Source organism: Amycolatopsis sp. NPDC114503, assembly GCF_055633655.1.
In genome coordinates this window covers 1-18,146 of record NZ_JBVKDT010000010.1, presented here as the reverse complement: position 1 = coordinate 18,146, position 18,146 = coordinate 1, and the positions used below count along the sequence as shown (strand labels likewise).

Sequence of the window (18,146 nt, the reverse complement as noted above, 5' to 3'; positions counted from 1 at the left end):
TGCTTCGATAAACTGGGCTTATGACAAGTCTGCGGCAGCTCGAATACCTGGTCACGGTGGTGGACATGGGTTCGTTCACCCGGGCTGCCGAGCAGCTGCACGTGACGCAGCCCGCGCTTTCGCACCAGATGCGGGCGCTGGAACACAGTGTCGGCGGGCCGCTGCTGGAACGGTTGCCGCGTTCGGTCCGGCTCACGCCGATGGGCCGCGCGATGCTCCCGCACGCCCGCGCCACGCTCGCCGACGCCGAACGCGCCCGGTGCGCCGCGCGGCAAGCTTCTGGTCAGGTCGCCGGAGAGCTGCTGATCGCGACCGTCTACTCGGTGAGTCTCGGCGTGCTGCCGCCCGCCCTCCGGGTGTGGCGGCGCGAGCGGCCGGACGTCGACGTGCGGCTTTTCGAATACCGCCACGCCGACGAACTGCGCGACGCGATGCTGGCCGGAGAAGCGGACCTCGCGATCGGTCCGCGTCCGGCTAACTGGACCGGGCCGGTGCGGTCGCTGGGCACCGAGGAGTTCGTCGTGGTGCTCCCGGCTGACGGCGCGACGGAGTCCACTTCGGACGGTACGGTCGAGTTAGCCGATCTTGCCGACTGCGCGTGGGTGCATTACGCGCCTGGGCACGGGTTAGCGGAACTTCTCGATGCGGCCTGTGCGGAAGCGGGGTTCCGGCCGCGGCCTGCCGTGCGCACGGAACAGACCGCCGCCGCACCGTTGCTCGCGGCGGCCGGGCTGGGGCCTGCGTTGGTTCCGGCGAACGTGCTGCCAGCGGAGTTCAGCGGCCGGGTTTTGCGTCCTGGCAAGCCGATTCGGCGCGAGTTGGTCGCTTACGGACGCAGCGAACCGGATCCGTTGACCGCAGCGTTCGGCGAAGTGCTGGCGCGGCACGCCCGGGTTTAATCGCGCAGCCGAGTCAGGTCGATTCCGGTGAACGGCGTCGTCACGGCGTCGTGGACCCGGGCGGACCAGACGGCGTGTCCGTGCCCGGTCCACAGTGGAATCGCCGGGAGATCGCGCAGTGCTTCGTTCTCCGCGACCCGGAAGAGCTGCGCGGATTCTTCCGGCGAGGCGGTGGTTTCGGCGGAGTCGAGGTCGGCGGCGAACCCGGCATCGGTGTAACCCGCGGCGTCCGCGAGCGCGTGGAGGATGTCGGACGGGCTTGGCGAAACCGCCTTGACCTCCAACGCGGACGGCCCGGTCGGCTTGCCTCCGGTGGCTTTTCGCTGTGCGGTGACCGGGATTCCCAGGCTCTTCGACAATCCGTCGGCTAATGCCTGCGGCCAGGTGCCGTCGAAGCTGTCGTAGTACATTGTGGCGTCGCCGGCGAATCCCGCTTGGTTCAACAGGGATTTGGCGGCCGGGCCGTCGAAAGTGCACGGACGGCAGCTTCCGGACCGTTCGCCGGGTGCGACCGCGGGCGGCAGCAACCCCTTGGCCGCGTCCGCTTGGTGCGCGAGCGGCCCGGATTCCAGTGCGCCGCGGTCGGTGCCGAGCGCGAAAGCGTGCCGCACCGTCGGGTCGGCGAATCGCGTCGCCTCGGCGGAAAACACCAGGTAGCCAGCGCGGGGCAGCGCCCACGTCGCGTGCCGGTCGGCGAAATCGGCGTGCATCGCCTCGTGCCGATCGCCGGGGACGGACGTGGCGACGTCGAGCTTGCCTTCCTTGACGTCGTCGTACTGCTCCGCCGGATTGCCGACGCGCAGCTCGATCTCCTTGGCCCGTCCCGGATCCGCGGCGACCCGGACGAGCTTGCCGCCGGAACCGGACTGCCAGTCGCCCTCCAGCCGCAGCGGTCCGTTGCCGATCGGATGGCGGGCGAACCCGTTCCAGTCGCGCGATTTCAGCACCGACGCGGGCAGCGGCACCAGCCCGGGCGCGGACAGCCAGGCTGGCACTTGGTTCGACGGCCGGTCGAGCACGATCCGCAGCTGCGCCGGGTCGACTGCGGTGATTTCCTTGGCTCGCAGCGACTTCGTGAGCACCGGGGAGCTGGCCCAGTGATGACCCGCGATCGCCTTCCAGGTGTCCACATAGGACTGTGCGGTGACCGGAGTGCCGTCGTGGAACTTCCCAGGCCGCAACCGCACGGTCCACGTCACGCGGTCCGTGCTGCTGATCGATTCGGCCGCGCGCGGGGTCGCTTTTCCGCTGGCCGGATCGTAATCGGCGAGCGGCGTCCACAGCGCGCCGGTGACGAGCCGTCCGGACGGATCGGTGACGTCGGCGGGCAGCAGGGTGCCGGGTTCGCCGAGGCCGACCGACAAGACGCCGGGCCGGGCGGGTTCGGCCGACGACGAACAGCCGGAGAGACCGGCCGCGACGACGGCGGCGAGCGTGAGCGGGACCAGCAGACGCGATCGCATGCTGACTTACTACCAGGTGGAAAGCCACTAAAGGCGGTTGTGTCCGGTTAGGGACCGTCTTAAAGTACTTCAGTCACACTGGGGTCTCCTGGAGGTTTCGCGTGCGCCGTTGGTGGATTCGTTCCGGACTGGCGATGGCGACCGCGGCGGCGACGCTCGTCGCGACCGGATGGCCCGCCGCGGCCTGCGAGGACGACAAGCCGGTCACCGAGGCGAAGCATTCGCTGGGCGATCCCGGCGCGATCAAGGGCGTGCAGCCGGTCGGCAACGTGCCCGACGCGCAAGGAGCCATTTCGGCGAATTTCCTCAGCTACGGCAAACGCGACGTGATGGTCGTGTCCGGCCAGTTCGGCCTGAAAGTCTACGACCTCACGGACAATCCGGCGAAGCCGCGCGCGATCGGCGAGCTGAGCCTGCCCGGGCTGTGGGAGACCGAGGACACCGAGGTCGACGCGAAGCGCAAGCTCGTGTTCCTCTCCCGCGACCCGCGTGCGTTCAAGGGCAACACGCACACCGGCGAGTCCGGGATTTACGTGGTCGACGTGTCGCATCCGGAGAAGCCCGAGATCCTCAGCTACGTCAAGGTCCCGGCGGGCCACACCACCAGCTGCGTCGACGACTGCCGCTACCTCTGGACCGGCGGCCCGGCGAAGGCCGACAACCAGCCCGCGGACTGGGGCGGCAGGCCGATCTGGGTCACCGACGTGCGCAACCCGCGCGACCCGAAGGTGCACCCGGACCCGATCGAACTCGCCCGCAACGACGGCAAAACCGACTACGTGCACGACGTGCAGGTGGACAAGATGGGCGTCGCGTGGGTGTCCGGCGCGGGCGGCGTGCGCGGCTACTGGACTTCCGGTCTCCATCACGACCCGGTGCAGAACCGCTACCGCTGGGCGACCGCGCTCAAACCGGTGCCGTACGCGGGCGGCGGAGTGTCGGAAACGGCCGCGCCGTCGAAGTTCCTGCACAACAGCTTCCACCCGGTCGGCGCACGCGACGACGGCGCCTGGCGCGGTCATGACTTGGTGTACGCCACCGAGGAAAGCTTCCTCCCCGGCTGCGCGGGCGACGGCGTGCTGACGATTTCCTCGCTGGACGGCTCGTACCAGGGCGAAGGCTGGCGGTCGACGCCGGAGAATCCGTTCCGGATGCGCAGCATCGGCACCTGGGGCGTCGCCGGGCAGGAAGGCAGCGACCCGGTGTCCGACGACTGCTCGGCACACTACTTCGACGTGCGCGGGCATGTGCTGGTGCAGTCGTTTTACGCGCAGGGGACCCGGTTCCTGGACGTGAGCGACCCGTCGAACCCGACGCAGATCGCGTACTTCCGGCCGGCGGACGCGGCTTCGTGGGCTCCGTACTGGCACGACGGGTACGCGTATGTGGCGGACAACAAGCGTGGGATCGACATTCTGAAGCTCACTGCTTAGCGGGAGGGCAGCTCGCGGGGGAGTTGTCGCGCCGAGAAGGTGACCGTGTGCTCGACGAATTCGTTGTCCGCCTCGTCTTCTTCCGGTACGCCAAGGTCTCGCCAGGTGACGAGGTCACCTCGCCGCGAAACCTTCGCGGCGATGGCACCGCACTCGATGTCTTCGCATTCGGGGCAGACGTACAGCAGCACCCGGCCGTCCGGCGAGTCGCCCGGAGCCTCGCCGAGCACGCGGGCCAAGCGCAACGGATCGCGCGGGCGGTCGGTGGGCAACACCGAGATCAGGTCCAGTTCGGTGTCGACCAAGCCGCGCAGGCTGACGCCGTCGACCTCGAAGTCGAGATACCTGCGCTCACGCTGATGCTTCCTGCGCTCGCGGATCGCGGGGACCAGGCGGATGCGGTTCACGCCCGCCTCCCGGAAACCTCGCCGCCAACCGGATAACGCACCGCCAGCCCGTCCAGCAACGCCTGCAGCCCGATCTCGAACAGATGGTCCAGATCGAGGTCGTACCCCTCGGCAAGATCCCCCACCATCCGCGCGAGCACCGGATACCGCCCCGACCCGGTCAGCGCCGCGTACCCTCGCTCCTGCGTCTCCATCCACTGGTCCTCGGTGATCCCCGTCGCGCCCATCGCGTGCCGTTCCCGCTCCAGATGGATCGCCGTGCCCTGAATGTGGTTGAAGAACAGCACATTCAGATCGCACAGATCAGCCGAGTTCAGCCCGAACACCGACAACGCCGCCAGTGCGCGTTCGTTGTGCGCGGCCAGGTTCGGCAGCGGCCACGGCCGGGTGAGCGGCACGAGATGCGCCAGCCACGGATGTCGCCGGTGCACTGACCACAGCGTGCGCGCCGACAGCTCCAGCCGCGCCCGCCACCCCTCCGGTTCCCGTGCCGGATAACCGATTTCGCCGTAGACGTGGTCCGCCATCAGGAAGACCAGTTCGTCCTTTCCGGACAGATAGCGGTACGGAGCCATCGCCGGAACGCCCAGCCGCGCGGCCAGCCCGCGCATCGACAACGCCGCGACACCTTCCGCATCGGCGATCGCGATTGCCGTGCGCACCAACCGATCCCGTGTCAACGCTGGCCGCTTCGGGTCGGCAGCGGTGTGCGGACCGGCGACGACATGACCCGACCGGGGTTCGGCACGGACCACGCCCTCACGGCGCAAGACGTCGAGCGCCTTGGCCGCGGTGGCCGTCGCGACACCATGCGCCGAAGCCAGCTGACGCGTCGACGGCACTTTCGCACCCGGCGGCAGCTGCGCGATCTCCTCGCGGAGTGCGGCGGCGATGCGGAGGTACGGCGGTTCGGTCGGCATCGGCGTCCTGTCTGTACTAGGTCAGAAGGGTAACTGTACTAGGTCAGTTTTGGCAGCGGATCCCAGGTCACGGCAGGTTCATCAGGGTAAGGATGCACCGTATCGAGGGGTGAGAACATGCCTGAAGCACTGGTTTGCGGCGCGGGAGTTGCCGGATGCGCGTCGGCCTACTGGCTGCGTCGCAACGGCTACGACGTGACGGTCGTCGAGCGCGCGGACGGACTGCGCAGCGGGGGTCAGGCGATCGACATCCGCGGCGTCGCGCTGGAGGTCGTCGAGCGGATGGGCCTGGGGGAGCAGGTCCGCGCCAAGCGGACGCGGATGCGCGGGATGTCGATGCTCGACGCATCCGGCAACGAGGTGTTCCGTTCCGAGGAACGCACCTACAGCAGCGGCCGGCTCGACAGCGCGGACATCGAGATCCTCCGCGACGACCTGGTCGAGCTGCTGCACAATGCGGCCGACGTCGAGTACCGCTTCGGCGACGAGATCACCGCGCTCGACGCCGAGTCCGGCCGGGTCGAGTTCGCCAACGCCGAGCCGCGCACGTTCGACCTGATCGTCGGCGCGGACGGCGCGCACTCGGCGGTCCGGCGGCTCGCGTTCGGTCCGGAGGACCAGTTCCGCCGTTACCTCGGCCAGTACCTGGCGATCTTCCCGGCGGCCAACACGGTCGGCCTCGAAGACTGGCAGATCTGGTTCCAGGGCGAAGGCGTCGGCGGCGCGGTCTATCCGGTGCCGGGCAACGCGGAGATCCGGGTGACGCTCGGCTTCGGCGAACCGGAGTACCGCGAGATCCGGGACGTCGCGGAGCAGAAGAAGCTCATCGCGCAGCGGTTGAGCGAGGTCGGCGGACCGGTTCCCGAGCTGCTCAAGGCCATGGAGGACGCCCCGGCGTTCTTCTTCGACGCCATGCTCCAGATCCACCTTGACCGCTGGACGACCGGCCGGGTCGCGCTGGTCGGCGACGCCGGGTACTGCGCGTCCGTGCTGTCCGGGCAGGGCACGAGCCTCGCCTTGGTCGGTGCGTACGTCCTGGCTGACGGCCTGGCGGACTACGAGACCCGGATGCGCCCGTTCGTCGAGCTGAACCAGGCGCTGGCCACGGAAAACGCGAACGGACCCGCGCCGGAGGAATCCGTCGCACGGGCGAAGAACGCGATCAGCCTGGACCGCTGACCCCGCCATCCGGCGGGAGATTCCCGCCGCCCGGCTGGCCCCGTCCGGCTCCCGGGTGGCGAGGATGGGTCCAGTACCCGAGTCCTTGGAGGCCCCCCGCGATGACCGCCTATCCGCCGCTCCCGTTCGACCCCGAGCTCGCCGCGGCGCTCGAAGTGCTGGCAGCCGAACGCCCGCCGATCAAAACGCTCGAGTCGATCCCGGCGGTGCGCGCGGAGGCGGCGAAGCGACAGATCTCGCTGGACGAGATCACCGCCGACGGCGCCCTCGAAGTGTCCGAAGCGGACGCTGAAGGACCGCGCGGCCCGATCCCGCTGATCGTCGCGCGGCCGGCCGGGGCGGTCGACGTCCCGGTGCTGTACTGGCTGCACGGCGGCGGCATGATCATCGGCGGCCACAAGGGCGGTGACCTGCAAGTCCTCAAGGAGTACGCGACCGAACTGGGCCTCGGCTTCGTCTGCGTCGACTACCGGGTCGCGCCCGAACACCCGCATCCGGCACCGGTCGAGGACTGCTACGCCGGTCTCGAATGGACGGTCAAACACGCCGCCGAGTACGGCTTCGACGCCTCCCGTGTCGTGATCGGCGGAGCGAGCGCGGGCGGCGGGCTCGCGGCGGCGACCGCGCTGCTGGCCCGGGACCGAGGCGGCCCGGATCTGATCGGCCAGCTGCTGGTGTACCCGATGCTCGACGACCGCAACGACTCTCCCTCGGCGATCCAGATGGCCGAGATGGGCAGCTGGGACCGCGCCGCGAACAACGTCGGCTGGACGGCGTTGCTCGGCGACGCCCGCGGCGGTCCGGACGTGTCGCCGTACGCCGCGCCCGCGCGCGCCGAAGACCTGTCCGGCCTCCCGCCCGCTTTCCTCGACGTCGGGAGCACCGAGACCTTCCGCGACGAGGTCATCGCTTACGCGAACCAGCTGTGGCTGTCCGGGGTGCAGGCGGAACTGCACGTCTGGCCCGGTGCCTTCCACGGCTTCGACGGCTCCGCCCCGCAAGCGGCGCTGTCGCAACAGGCTCGCGCCGAGCGGACTCCGTGGCTGCGGCGGCTGCTCGGCTGAGCCGGACAAGCGATGATGGACCGATGAGGGAGCTGGTCACGCATCTGAGCGCGCTCGATCCCGGCGCGGCCGAGACGGTCAAGGTCATCGCGTACTTCGACCGGCTGGTCGAGGGCCGCGCCGGCCTGGAGCCGATCGTGCGCGGCGCGGCGGTGCTGTCGGGCTGTCCGGCGCGGCTGGCCGACGACGAACGCCGGGTGCGCGTCCGCGTCGAACCGGACGGACGTGTCGTGCCGTCGGCCGAGCTGCCCGATCCGGAATGGCCGTCGGCTCCGGTGCGTCCGGACGGGCCGGTCGCGTTGTGGCTGGAACGGCCCGGTCCGGCGAGTCCGGTGGACGCCATGGTGCTGGAGCGCGCATCTGCCGCGGCGCGGGCAGTACTGGACCGCACGCGCGGGCGGGTCGTCGATCCGGCGTCGGTCGAAGTGGTGCTGGACGCGTCAGCGGACGAGCGAACCCGCCTCCGCGCCGCACACCGCCTCGGTCTCGGCACGACCGCGCGGGCTGTCGTGGCCGACGCGGTACCGCTGATCGTCCCTCCACAGTGGACTCCGCCGGAGCGGACCCGCGTGGGGCTGGGGACTGTGGTGAACCTGGTCGACCTGCCGGTGTCCGGCGAGCAAGCCCGGACCGCTTTCCGTTTCACCGCAACCGAAGAAGACCCCGGTCCGTCCGTTGTGGACTATGCCGACCTCGGCGGCCTGTCGGTGCTCGCCGATGCGGTCGGACCCGGCACCAAACCGGTCGCGGACGTCACGAGCCTGGAGAACGCCCGCACGACGGCCCCGTGGGTGTTGCCCACGCTGGTCGCCGTCGCGGGAGCTCCGAGCCTGCGCGCCGCCGCGAACGCGCTGGTAGTGCACCATTCGACCCTGCAGGAGCGCCTGGCCCACGCCGAAGCTCTGCTCGGCTGGCCAGTGCGCGATCCCGCGGGCCGGTTGCGGTTGCAGCTGGCTATCGCGCTGTGGCGGCTGCACCGCACCGGTTGATCACGGCGTGAGCAGCGGCAGCAACGGCTTCCGCACCGCCGTCGCGACCCCGTCGGACTCGTTCGCCGCGGCGATCCGCTCGTCCGTCGGCGTGCCGTACGACGTGGTCCGCTGCCGCAGCGGACGTCCGAGCGGCTCGACCATCGCGCGCATGTCGCTGATCGTCTTGTACGAGCCGTTCGCCGCGCCCGCCATCCGGCTGATCGTCTCCTCCATCAGCGTGCCGCCGATGTCGTTGACGCCGCCCTGCAGCACCGCCCGGCTGCCTTCCTCGCCGAGCTTCACCCAGGAGCTCTGGATGTTGTCGAACGTGCCGTGCAGCAGCAGCCGGGACAGCGCGTGCACCGCCCGGTTCTCGCGCAGCGTGGTGCCCGCGCGGGCGAGGCCGGCCAGATAGATCGGCGAGCTCTGGTGGATGAACGGCAGCAGCACGAACTCGCTGAACCCGCGCCGCCCGTTGCGTTCCACGCCCTCGCGCTGCAGTTTGGCCAGCAGCTTCAGATGCCCGACCCAGTGGCTCGGGTTGTCCACGTGGCCGTACATCATCGTCGCCGTGGTCGGCAGCCCGACGTCGTGCGCGGTGGTGACCACCTCGATCCACGCGTCCGTCGGCAGCTTGCCCTTGGTGAGCACCCACCGGACGTCGTCGTCGAGGATCTCCGCCGCGGTGCCCGGCAGCGAGTCCACTCCGGACTCCTTCGCCCGGATCAGGAAGTCGCGAATGGACAGATTCGTCCGCGACGCGCCGTTCACGACCTCCATCGGGCTGAACGAGTGCAGGTGGATGTCCGGCTGCCGCCGCTTCACCTCGGCCGCGAGGTCGAAGTACGCGGTCCCCGGCAGATCCGGGTGGATCCCGCCCTGCATGCAGATCTCGGTCGCGCCCGCGGCCCACGCCTCGTCCACCCGTTCGCCGACCTGCTCCAGCGACAACGTGTACGCGTCCGCATCGGTCTTTCGCTGCGCGAAGGCGCAGAAGCGGCAGCCGGTGTAGCAGACGTTGGTGAAGTTGATGTTCCGCGTGACGACGAAGGTGATGTCGTCCCCGACCACCTCGCGCCGCAGGTCGTCGGCCAGCTTCGTGAGCGCGTCCAGCTCCGGCCCGTCCGCGTGCAGCAGGGCGAGCGCGGCGTCGTCGGACAGCCCGGCGGGGTCTTTTTCCGCACTGCGCAACGCATCCCGGATGTCGGTGTCGAACCGCTGCGGCCCGGTCTTGATCTTCCGGCCGATCTCTTTCCAGTCCCCGTAGACCGAATCGAAGTCGCCTCGCCGGTCCTCGGTGCGGCCGGTGGTGTCGATCTCGGTGTGCAGATCGGTGCGGCCGGATTCCTGCCAGCCGCCGTCCGGCTCCTGCCACGGGATCCCGACCGGCATCGCGCCTTCGCGCGCCAGCCCGGTCTCCCCGTCGACCAGTGCCGCGACGTGCCGCGTGACACGCGGGTCCAGCCACGGCTGGCCGCGCTTCACGTACTCCGGGTAGATGGTCAGCCGCTCGCGCAGCGCGTACCCGGCCTTTTCGGTTTGCCTTGCCAGCAGGTCGATCTGCGGCCACGCGCGTTCGGGGTTCACGTGGTCCGGGGTGAGCGGCGAAACGCCGCCCCAGTCGTCGATGCCCGCGCGGATCATCAGGTCGTACTGGTCGCCGATGAGGTTCGGCGGCGCCTGGATGCGCATCCGCGGACCCAGCACCAACCGGGCGACAGCGATGTTCGCGGCGAGTTCTTCGAGGTCGGCGTCCGGGGTCGCGCGCATCTTCGTGTCCGGCTTGGCCCGGAAGTTCTGCACGATGACTTCCTGGATGCCGCCGTACTCGCGCGCGGTCTTGCGGATCGCGAACAGCGCGTCGGCGCGTTCCTCGTGCGTCTCGCCGATCCCGATCAGCACGCCGGTGGTGAACGGCACCGAGCTGCGCCCGGCGTCCTCCAGCACGCGCAGCCGGACCTCGGGATCCTTGTCCGGCGAACCGTAATGCGGCCCGCCCTTCTCGCTCCACAGCCGGCGCGCGGTGGTCTCCAGCATCATGCCCATCGACGGCGCGACCGGCTTGAGCCGCTGGAAGTCCTGCCAGCTCATGACCCCCGGGTTGAGGTGCGGCAGCAGACCGGTCTCCTCGAGCACCCGGATCGCCATCGCGCGGACGTAGGACAGCGTGTCGTCGTAGCCGTGCGCGTCCAGCCACTCGCGCGCGGCCTTCCAGCGGTCCTCCGGCCGGTCGCCGAGGGTGAAAAGAGCTTCCTTGCAGCCCATTTCGGCACCCTTGCGGGCGATGTCGAGGACCTCGTCCGGGGACAAGAACGGCGATTCGAGCTTGCCGGGGACGGTGACGAAGGTGCAGTAGCCGCACCGGTCCCGGCACAGCCGGGTCAGCGGGATGAACACCTTGCGGCTGTAGGTGATGATCCCCGCGCGACCGGCTTCTTCGAGGCCCGCGTCGCGGATGCGGGAGGCGTGGTCGGACAAAGTCTTGAGGTCGTCGCCGCGGGCGTGCAGCAGCACGGCCGCCTCGGCGACGTCGAGCGTCTTCCCGTCCCGCGCGCGGGCGAGCGCACGGCGCATGGCCGACGGGGTGGGCGTGGTCACGCCAGCTTCGGGCTCCATTCCCGCCACGCTAGGACCCGGCCGCCGCGACCAGCCAGCTCTTAGCCCGCCACGGTGCGCGCGCTGGGTCCAGAGTGATCATTAGCGCAGGTTGCGGGCTTGTGGACGGTCGTTCGCGCCGGTATTACCTAAAGGGTGGCGTCAGTGATCGGGAAGCGCATCGGCGGGCGGACGTACTACTACCTCGCCGAGTCCGCGCGCGTCGACGGCAAGCCGCGCGTGGTCGGCCAGCGTTATCTCGGCACGGCGGAGGACATCGCTGCTGCGGTGGCCGGCGGCGGTCCGGAGGCGGCCGGCGCGCGGCATCGGTCGTTCGGGGACGTCTCCGCCGTGTGGGGGACGTTGCAGCGGCTGGACCTTGTCCGGCGCGTTGATTCCGTCGCCGGGCCGCAGCGTGCCCGGCCGACGCTCGGCCTCCATGTCGCGCTGGCCGTGCTGCATCGGGCGACCGCTCCGGAGATGGAGTTCGAGGAGTGGTGGACGGGCTGTCTCGCGCAGGATCTCGTCCGGCCTCGGCCGCCCAAGGGGTCGATGACGACGGCCAGCCATTGGCGGGCGTTGCAGCGGCTCAACCCGGAGCGGATCGCTGGAGTGGAAACCGTTGTCGCGGAAGCGGTTCTGGAGTTGCTGGGCGACGATGGCACAGAGGCGTTGGCGGTCGATGTCGCGCAGTTCGCCGCGTTCACCGCTGCGGATTGCACGCTGCCGTCGGCTTGTCAGGACGTGCTCGCCGGGCTGGGGCTGGTTGTCACGCGGGATGGGGCGATTCCGTTGGCTTCCCGGGTTTATCGGAGGGAGAAGGCCCCTACCTTCGGTGCGCTGGCGGTGGAGTTGGGGGAGCGGTATCCGGCCACGGACGTCACATTGGTCTTCCATGCCGGGCAGGCTGCGCAGCTTGATTTGGGGGCGAGGACCGGGTTTGTCGGTTCGCTTCCGCTGGCTGATCATCCGGAGTTGCTCTCGCGTCCGGCGTCGGTGCGGCGGCGGGTGGATCCGGAGCGGTTCGCCGGGCTGACTGCCTTTGACACGTTGGCGACTGTGGACGGTGCGCGTCGGCGCGTGATCCTTACTCATTCCGCGACGTTGCACGCGGCGCAGTATCGGGCGTTCACCAGCGAGCTGAGCACGACGGTGCGGGAGCTGGACGGGTTAGCGGCTGCGCTTGCGGCTGGTACGCATCGGGGGGACCGGACGCAGGTGCATGCGGAGATGTCCCGGATCATTCGTGGTCGGCGGGTGGAGCGGGTGTTGAACACGACGCTCACCGGAAGCCGCGCTGGGGAGCTGCGGCTGGAGCGGCGGGTTGATGACGCTGCGGTCGCTCGGCTGGCGGAGGAGTTTTTCGGCAAGCAGATCCTCGTGACGGACCGGGACTGGCCGGTTGCCGAGGTGGTCACCGCCTATCGGGCCCGGACCTACCTCGACTCGACGTTTCGCTGGCTCACCGGGTCCGCGGTGGCCGGGCCGTCGCCGCGATGGGAGTGGACGCCGCACCGGATCGCGGTGCATACGTTGGTGTCGGTGCTGGCTGCGACGGTCACGCACCTGATGCGGCGGGAGGCGGACCGGGCTGGGATGAATCTGTCGGTGGCTGAGTTGCTTGACCAGTTGCGGGGGATCGGGGAGACGGTGCTGCGGCATCGGTCTACGGGCGGGCGGCCCCGGACGCGGCGGATTTTGTCTGATCGGACTGGTCGGCAGCAGGCGTTGTTTGAGTTGTTCGGGTTGGAGCGGTTTGCGCCTGGGTGATTCGGCTGCGGTGGGGTGGGTGGCCGAAGGGCTGTGAGGGGAACCCTGAAGGAATCTGATTCCCTCAGGGTTCCCCTCACGGACGTCGGAGGCTTAGCTCTCGCGGTCGATGTTCAGCGCGGAGAAGGTTTGGACTACTGGCATCAGTTCGATGACGTTGATGTTCACGTGTTCTGGCTGGGAGCTGGCCCAGTAGACGGACTCGGCGACGTCGTCTGCGGTCAGGGGGGTGGTGCCGGCGTAGACGTTGTTCGCCTTGGTCTGGTCGCCGCCGAAGCGGACGGTCGAGAATTCGGTGCCGCCTACCAGGCCGGGCTCTACGTTGGTCACTCGGACGCCGGTGCCGCGCAGGTCGGAGCGCAGGTTGAGGCTGAACTGGTGGACGAACGCCTTGGTCGCGCCGTAGACGTTCGCGCCGGGGTAGGCGTAGGTGCCTGCGACGGAGCCGATGTTGATCACGTGCCCGGCTCCGCGTTCGACCATTCCGGGCAGCACCGCTCGGGTCAGGTGGACGAGACCAGTCACGTTGGTTTCGATCATCTGGTCCCAGTCGTCCAGCTTCGCCTCGTGCGCGGGTTCGAGACCCTTCGCGAGGCCGGCGTTGTTGACCAGGATGTCGATCTTCGCCCACTCCTCGGGCAGCTCCGCGACGACGTCGGCGACCGCCGCCGCGTCACGGACGTCCAGCACCAGCGGGTACACCGCGTCGCCCAGTTCGTCCGCGAGGGTCTTGAGCCGGTCGCCGCTGCGGGCCGCGGCGACGACCCGGGCTCCTTCCGCGACGAACCGGCGCGTGATCGCGGCACCGAACCCGGCGCTCGCGCCGCTCACCAATACGGTCTTCATGGAGTGCGTCACCGTTCTTCTGCGTGGTCCGGCCGGACCTGGTCCAGGAAGCGGCCGAACACGTCGTTGAACTCGGCCGCGAGTTCCAGGTTAGGCAGGTGCCCCGCGCCGTCGAGCACCACCAGCTCCGAGCCGGCTACGAGCCGGTGCAGCAGCTGCGCGTCGGCGACCGGCGTGAACTCGTCTTCGCTGCCCACGACGACCAGCGTCGGCACGCTGACCTGCTTGAGCGAATCGCGATAGTCCGGTCGCTTCGCCCGGGCTCGAAGCGCTGCCGCCGCGCCTGTCGCCGGTGCGTCGTGCATCATCTTCTGGACGTGCCCGGCTACCTCGGTCTTTGAGCGGAGCGTGCCGGGCGACACCATCTTCGGCAGCAGCTCGTCGGCGTACGCGGTCATGCCTTCCGCCAGCACCCGGTCCGCGGCTTGATTGCGGACCACCTTGCCTTCGTCGGTCTCGGGCTCGGCGAACGTGTCGGCGAGCACCAGCGCGGCAATCCGCTCCGGGTGATCCCGGACGGTCTGCATCGCGATCTGCCCGCCCATCGACAGCCCGCCGAGCGCGAAGCGCGCCAGACCGAGGTGATCGGCCAGCTCGATCAGATCCCCGGCGAAGTCTTCGAGCCCGCAGACCGCCGGACCGGTGCTGTCCCCGTATCCCCGCAGGTCAGGCACCACGACCCGATGCCCGTTCCGCGCGAGATGCTCAGCCTGCGGACCCCACATGGACCGGTCGAACGGATGCCCGTGCACGAGAAGCACCGGGATCTTCGGCTGCGGTCCCGGATCGTCGTAGGCGATCCGCGCGCCGGAGGGGAGAAGGACTGTCTGCATGTCCCCGACGCTAATCGGGGCGATTTCTCAGTGCAATAAGGCGCAATGTAGTCGGAGCAATGTTTTCTAGCGCAGCTTCGCGAAGAACTGTCGGACGTCGCCCGCCCACAGCTCCGGCACCTCCTGCGCCGCGTAATGCCCGCCGCGGTCGTACTCGTTCCAGGACACCAGATTCCGGTGATGCTCGGTGAACACCCGGATCGACGGGAGGTCGCCCGGGAACTGCGCGACCCCGAGCGGCACCGGATTGCGGCCCTCGGCGGGCGTCTCGCGGGCTTCCTCGGCGTAGATCCGGATCGCCGAACCCGCCGTGCCGGTCAGCCAGTGGATCGTGACGTGGGCGAGGATCCCGTCGGCGTCGAGGCCGTGGTCGTGCATCGCCTGCGCGTTCCAGCCGAGCAGGCCGACGGGGGAGTCGGACAGCGCGTGCGCGAGCGTTTGCGGCTGCTGTGCCTGGACGACGCCGTAGGAAGCTTCGTGGGCGAAGTAGCGGTGGAACGCGTCCCACGCGGCTTTGTCCTTAGGGGACAGTTCGGCGATCCATTGTGGATCGTCGTCCGGCGGCGGATCCCAGGTCTGCGTCACGTGCGCGCCGATCACCCGCTCCGGCGCGACCCGGCCGACCTCCGGAGCGATCCCCGAACCCCAGTCGTTGCCCGCCGTCCCGTAGCGCTCGTAGCCGAGCCGGCGCATCAACTCCGCCCAGGCCCGCGCGATCCGCCGCGGACCCCAGCCGGTGTCGGCCGTCGGACCGGAAAACCCGAACCCCGGCAACGACGGAAGCACGACGTCGAACGCGATCGACGGATCAAGCCCGTGCGCGCGAGGATCGCTCAGCGGCCCGACCGCGGCCAGATACTCCGCAGCCGACCCCGGCCAGCCGTGGCTGAGGATCAACGGGATCGCGCCCGGCTCCGGGGAACGGGCGTGCAAGAAGTGGACGTTGCTGCCGTCGAGCGTCGTCGTGAACTGGGGATACTCGTTGAACCGCCGTTCCAAGGCCCGCCAGTCGTAGCGACGGCGCCAGTGCTCGGCCAGCTCGCGCACCCGGGCGACGTTGACGCCGTATCCCTGGTCGCCGCCGGCCGGCTCCGGCGCCCACTTCGTCCGACCGAGCCGCTCCCGCAGGTCGGCCAGGTCCGCTTCCGGGATCTCGAGCCGATACGGCCGGATCTCGTCACTCATGTCCAGCTCCTTCGGAGAGCCGCCGGGCGCAGGCGTTGAGATACCGCACCTGGCGGATGTTGGTGGCGAGTCCGGCCGCGCGCAGGTACTCGCTCCGAGCCGCTTCGCGGTCGCCCGCCCTTTCCAGAAGATGTGCCCGCGCCGCGTGAAACCGCCGGTCGCGGTTGTCCAGTGCGGCAAGCAGTGCGAGCCCCGCCGCCGGCCCGTCCGCCATCCCGACCGCGACGGCGTGGCTCACCTTCGCGACCGGACTCGCCGAAACTTTGAGCAGCAGCCGGTAAAGCCCGACGATCTGGCGCCAGTCGGTCTCCTCCGCGGTGGCCGCCTCGTCGTGGACCGCCGCGATCGCCGCCTGCAGCTGATACGGCCCGACCGGCCCGCGCGGCAAGGCCGCCGTCACCAGTTCCGCCCCTCGCCGGATCGACTCGGCTTTCCAGCGCGTCCGGTCCTGTTCGTGCAGCGGAACCAGCTCGCCCTGCTCGGTCACCCGCGCCGGCGACCGCGCGTCCGTCAGCAACATCAACGCGAGCAATCCCGCGGCTTCGCTGTCGTCCGGCAGCAACGCGGCGGTCATTTCCGCCAGCCGGATCGCCTCCGCGACCAGGTCCCCTCGGCGCAAATCCGGCCCTGACGTCGCTGAGTAGCCCTCGGTGAAAATCAGGTAGAGGACGTGCAGGACCGCTGCGAGCCGCTCCTGTCGCGCCTCCCGCGGCGGCATCCGGAACGGCACGCCGCTGTCCTGGACGGTCCGCTTGGCCCGGGAAATCCGGCGGGTCATCGAATCCTCGGAGGTGAGGAACGCCCGCGCGATCTCCGCGGTCGTGAGCCCGCCGACGGCCCTCAGCGTGAGCGCGATCTGCGACGCCGTCGACAACGCCGGATGGCAGCAGAGCAGGAGCAGAATCACCGTGTCGTCGGCGTCGCCCTGGGGTTCGCCGACCTCCTCGCGGGCTGCTCGGACCTCCCGCTCCCGCCTCGCCTGCTCCGCCCGGAGCAGGTCGATCAGCTTCCGGCTCGCGACCTGCAGCAGCCAGCCGAAGGGGCGCTCGGGGATGCCCGTCTCCGGCCACTGCCGGGAGGCTTTGAGCAGGGCTTCCTGGACGGCGTCCTCGGCCGGGTCGAACCGCCCGTACCGGCGGACCAGCGCGCCCAGCACCTGCGGGGCGAGGGTGCGCAGGGTGTCGTGGAGTCGGTCGGTCATCTCTGCCGCCTCGGTCTGTCGCTCGGTTCCGCCCGGGTCGGCTTGCTCGGGCGGTTTGTGTTGGCTGACGCGTCCGGCCCGGGTCAGAGCTCGCTCTCGGCCCCCATCACCGGCCGGACCACCACCCCGGCCTCGGACAACCGGCCCGGCGCCTTGAGCAGCCCCGCCGCGATGTCGGTCGCCCGGTCGAAACTGGCGCAGTCGACCATCCAGTACCCGGCGATGACCTCCTCGGTCTCGCCGAACGGCCCGTCGGTGACGACCGGAACGCCGTCCCGCAGATCGAGGCGACGGGCCAGGAGCGGAGCGGTGAGCCCCTGCGTCTCGACCAGCTCTCCCGATTCGGCCAGCGCTCCGGTGAACTCGCCGAGGAACTCCTCGATCGCCGTCAGCTCCGCCGGGGTAGCCGGGGGCGCGGCGCCGTCCTTGCCGCCCAGGTGGTCGTAGTCCTGCTGGTTGCCGTACGCCAGGATCAAGTACTTCATCGGGTGCTCCCTCTCTCGGGCCTGCTCTTTGCGACCGGCGCTTGGCCGCCAGTCGAGGAAAGAACGAAGCTGCCTGCCCCGGACCGGACATCGCGTCGGCGTCCGTTCGGGTGACCTGGGTCACCCGCCGGTTCATGCGGGACCGGCTTGGTGACCAGGATGCCCCCGGCAGAACCGTCTCGCTGGCGCTTCGGCCCTCCCGCTGCTGGCGCTGCCCGCAGCTTCTGCGCCGGACTGACCTCGTGCCGCTGCTGGTCCGCCGAGCCGACCTCGTCGCTCGCCCCGCTGCTGGTCCGCCTCCGTGGCCTCGATGCCGCACTCCGCCACGGTCGGTCGATCGCCGTCCACCGCCGCGCCCGGTGCTCCTATTGCCAGCCGCTCCGTCCAGAGGACCGCTATTCGCCGATAGCGCGCCGCCCGTTCCTTCGCATTGCGGCATCCGCGAGCCGATAAGCGACCGGATTCGCCGGGCTCGGTCCGCCGACTCGCGGCCGCTCGGTCCGCCAGAGGAGCCGCAAGGGGTCTATTCGGCCGGTTGACCTGCGAAGATCGTATTAAGGGACCCCCCTGTTTCGGGCCGTTTCGAGCCATGTAAAGTTCTCCAAGTCGCCAGGGAAACCGGGTGGCCGCCGGGACACGAACCAAGCTCTCGCCTCTAGGGTGATTGAGTGGGTGTCCCACCAAAAACTGCTAGGAATGACCGCTTCGGTCAGGCTCGCCCTTACGGGGGTGGGGTTTGATGCGGGGTGTGTTGCTTGAGAACTCAACAGTGTGCTAGTGAACTAAGCCAGTAGAGCTTAATATGAAACCCCCTCGTCGGGGTTTCCTTTGAGAATGATTGAGAAATAGTCTCGATCGAACTGTTCATTGTTGGAGAGTTTGATCCTGGCTCAGG

General features: G+C 69.6%; 15 protein-coding genes. 6 read left to right on the top strand and 9 right to left on the bottom strand.

Going from position 1 to position 18,146, the window contains the following annotated elements:
• The first annotated feature begins 20 nt into the window (after positions 1–20).
• On the top strand, positions 21–899 hold the full coding sequence (locus tag ACZ7OI_RS35125; RefSeq protein WP_470268390.1) for a LysR family transcriptional regulator: 879 nt from the start codon (positions 21–23) through the stop codon (positions 897–899).
• On the opposite strand, the gene ACZ7OI_RS35120 is transcribed toward ACZ7OI_RS35125, so the two are convergent.
• Positions 896–2,362: an ABC transporter substrate-binding protein gene (locus tag ACZ7OI_RS35120; RefSeq protein ID WP_470268389.1), complete on the bottom strand. Its 1,467-nt coding sequence runs from the start codon at positions 2,360–2,362 to the stop codon at positions 896–898. The two genes, ACZ7OI_RS35125 and ACZ7OI_RS35120, sit on opposite strands and share 4 nt — an antisense overlap.
• Before the next feature lie 134 nt (positions 2,363–2,496).
• On the opposite strand from ACZ7OI_RS35120, the gene ACZ7OI_RS35115 reads away from it, so the two are divergent.
• On the top strand, positions 2,497–3,795 hold the full coding sequence (locus tag ACZ7OI_RS35115; protein WP_470268662.1) for an LVIVD repeat-containing protein: 1,299 nt from the start codon (positions 2,497–2,499) through the stop codon (positions 3,793–3,795).
• Here ACZ7OI_RS35115 and ACZ7OI_RS35110 read toward each other — a convergent pair.
• Both ACZ7OI_RS35110 and ACZ7OI_RS35105 read right to left on the bottom strand, forming a co-directional pair.
• The gene (locus ACZ7OI_RS35110) at positions 3,792–4,202 is read right to left on the bottom strand and encodes a hypothetical protein (protein WP_470268388.1); all 411 of its coding nucleotides are present in this window, start codon (positions 4,200–4,202) and stop codon (positions 3,792–3,794) included. The two genes, ACZ7OI_RS35115 and ACZ7OI_RS35110, sit on opposite strands and share 4 nt — an antisense overlap.
• On the bottom strand, positions 4,199–5,122 hold the full coding sequence (locus ACZ7OI_RS35105; protein WP_470268387.1) for a TetR/AcrR family transcriptional regulator C-terminal domain-containing protein: 924 nt from the start codon (positions 5,120–5,122) through the stop codon (positions 4,199–4,201). Before ACZ7OI_RS35105 ends, ACZ7OI_RS35110 begins: the two co-directional genes overlap by 4 nt.
• Before the next feature lie 117 nt (positions 5,123–5,239).
• Here ACZ7OI_RS35105 and ACZ7OI_RS35100 point away from each other — a divergent pair, with 117 nt between their 5' ends.
• The 3 genes from ACZ7OI_RS35100 to ACZ7OI_RS35090 all read left to right on the top strand — a co-directional run bounded on the left by ACZ7OI_RS35100 (position 5,240) and on the right by ACZ7OI_RS35090 (position 8,354).
• On the top strand, positions 5,240–6,301 hold the full coding sequence (locus ACZ7OI_RS35100) for an FAD-dependent oxidoreductase (protein WP_470268386.1): 1,062 nt from the start codon (positions 5,240–5,242) through the stop codon (positions 6,299–6,301).
• Positions 6,302–6,402: 101 nt separating this feature from the next.
• The gene (locus tag ACZ7OI_RS35095; RefSeq protein WP_470268385.1) at positions 6,403–7,365 is read left to right on the top strand and encodes an alpha/beta hydrolase fold domain-containing protein; all 963 of its coding nucleotides are present in this window, start codon (positions 6,403–6,405) and stop codon (positions 7,363–7,365) included.
• A gap of 23 nt (positions 7,366–7,388) precedes the next feature.
• Complete coding sequence (locus ACZ7OI_RS35090) at positions 7,389–8,354, top strand: helix-turn-helix domain-containing protein (protein ID WP_470268384.1); 966 nt, start codon at positions 7,389–7,391, stop codon at positions 8,352–8,354.
• Here the strand turns inward: ACZ7OI_RS35090 and ACZ7OI_RS35085 are convergent, their stop codons facing one another.
• The gene (locus tag ACZ7OI_RS35085; RefSeq protein ID WP_470268383.1) at positions 8,355–10,952 is read right to left on the bottom strand and encodes a bifunctional FO biosynthesis protein CofGH; all 2,598 of its coding nucleotides are present in this window, start codon (positions 10,950–10,952) and stop codon (positions 8,355–8,357) included.
• Between the two features lie 135 nt (positions 10,953–11,087).
• On the opposite strand from ACZ7OI_RS35085, the gene ACZ7OI_RS35080 reads away from it, so the two are divergent.
• Positions 11,088–12,701, top strand: a complete 1,614-nt coding sequence (locus tag ACZ7OI_RS35080; protein ID WP_470268382.1) for an IS1634 family transposase — start codon at positions 11,088–11,090, stop codon at positions 12,699–12,701.
• A 93-nt stretch (positions 12,702–12,794) separates the two neighbouring features.
• Here ACZ7OI_RS35080 and ACZ7OI_RS35075 read toward each other — a convergent pair whose 3' ends face one another.
• The 5 genes from ACZ7OI_RS35075 to ACZ7OI_RS35055 form a co-directional block, all read right to left on the bottom strand.
• Entirely contained in the window at positions 12,795–13,547 is a 753-nt protein-coding gene (locus ACZ7OI_RS35075) for an SDR family NAD(P)-dependent oxidoreductase (RefSeq protein ID WP_470268381.1), read from the bottom strand.
• An 8-nt stretch (positions 13,548–13,555) separates the two neighbouring features.
• The gene (locus ACZ7OI_RS35070) at positions 13,556–14,380 is read right to left on the bottom strand and encodes an alpha/beta fold hydrolase (RefSeq protein ID WP_470268380.1); all 825 of its coding nucleotides are present in this window, start codon (positions 14,378–14,380) and stop codon (positions 13,556–13,558) included.
• Between the two features lie 66 nt (positions 14,381–14,446).
• A complete protein-coding gene (locus ACZ7OI_RS35065; RefSeq protein WP_470268379.1) occupies positions 14,447–15,565 on the bottom strand; it encodes an epoxide hydrolase family protein in 1,119 nt (372 codons plus the stop codon).
• Positions 15,558–16,766 carry an RNA polymerase sigma factor gene (locus tag ACZ7OI_RS35060; RefSeq protein ID WP_470268378.1) on the bottom strand — a complete coding sequence of 403 codons (1,209 nt, stop codon included), beginning with the start codon at positions 16,764–16,766 and terminating at the stop codon, positions 15,558–15,560. The genes ACZ7OI_RS35065 and ACZ7OI_RS35060 overlap by 8 nt, the downstream gene beginning before the upstream one ends.
• Positions 16,767–16,849: 83 nt before the next feature.
• Positions 16,850–17,251, bottom strand: coding sequence for a YciI family protein (locus ACZ7OI_RS35055; RefSeq protein WP_470268377.1), 402 nt, complete (start codon positions 17,249–17,251; stop codon positions 16,850–16,852).
• Between the last annotated feature and the right edge of the window lie 895 nt (positions 17,252–18,146).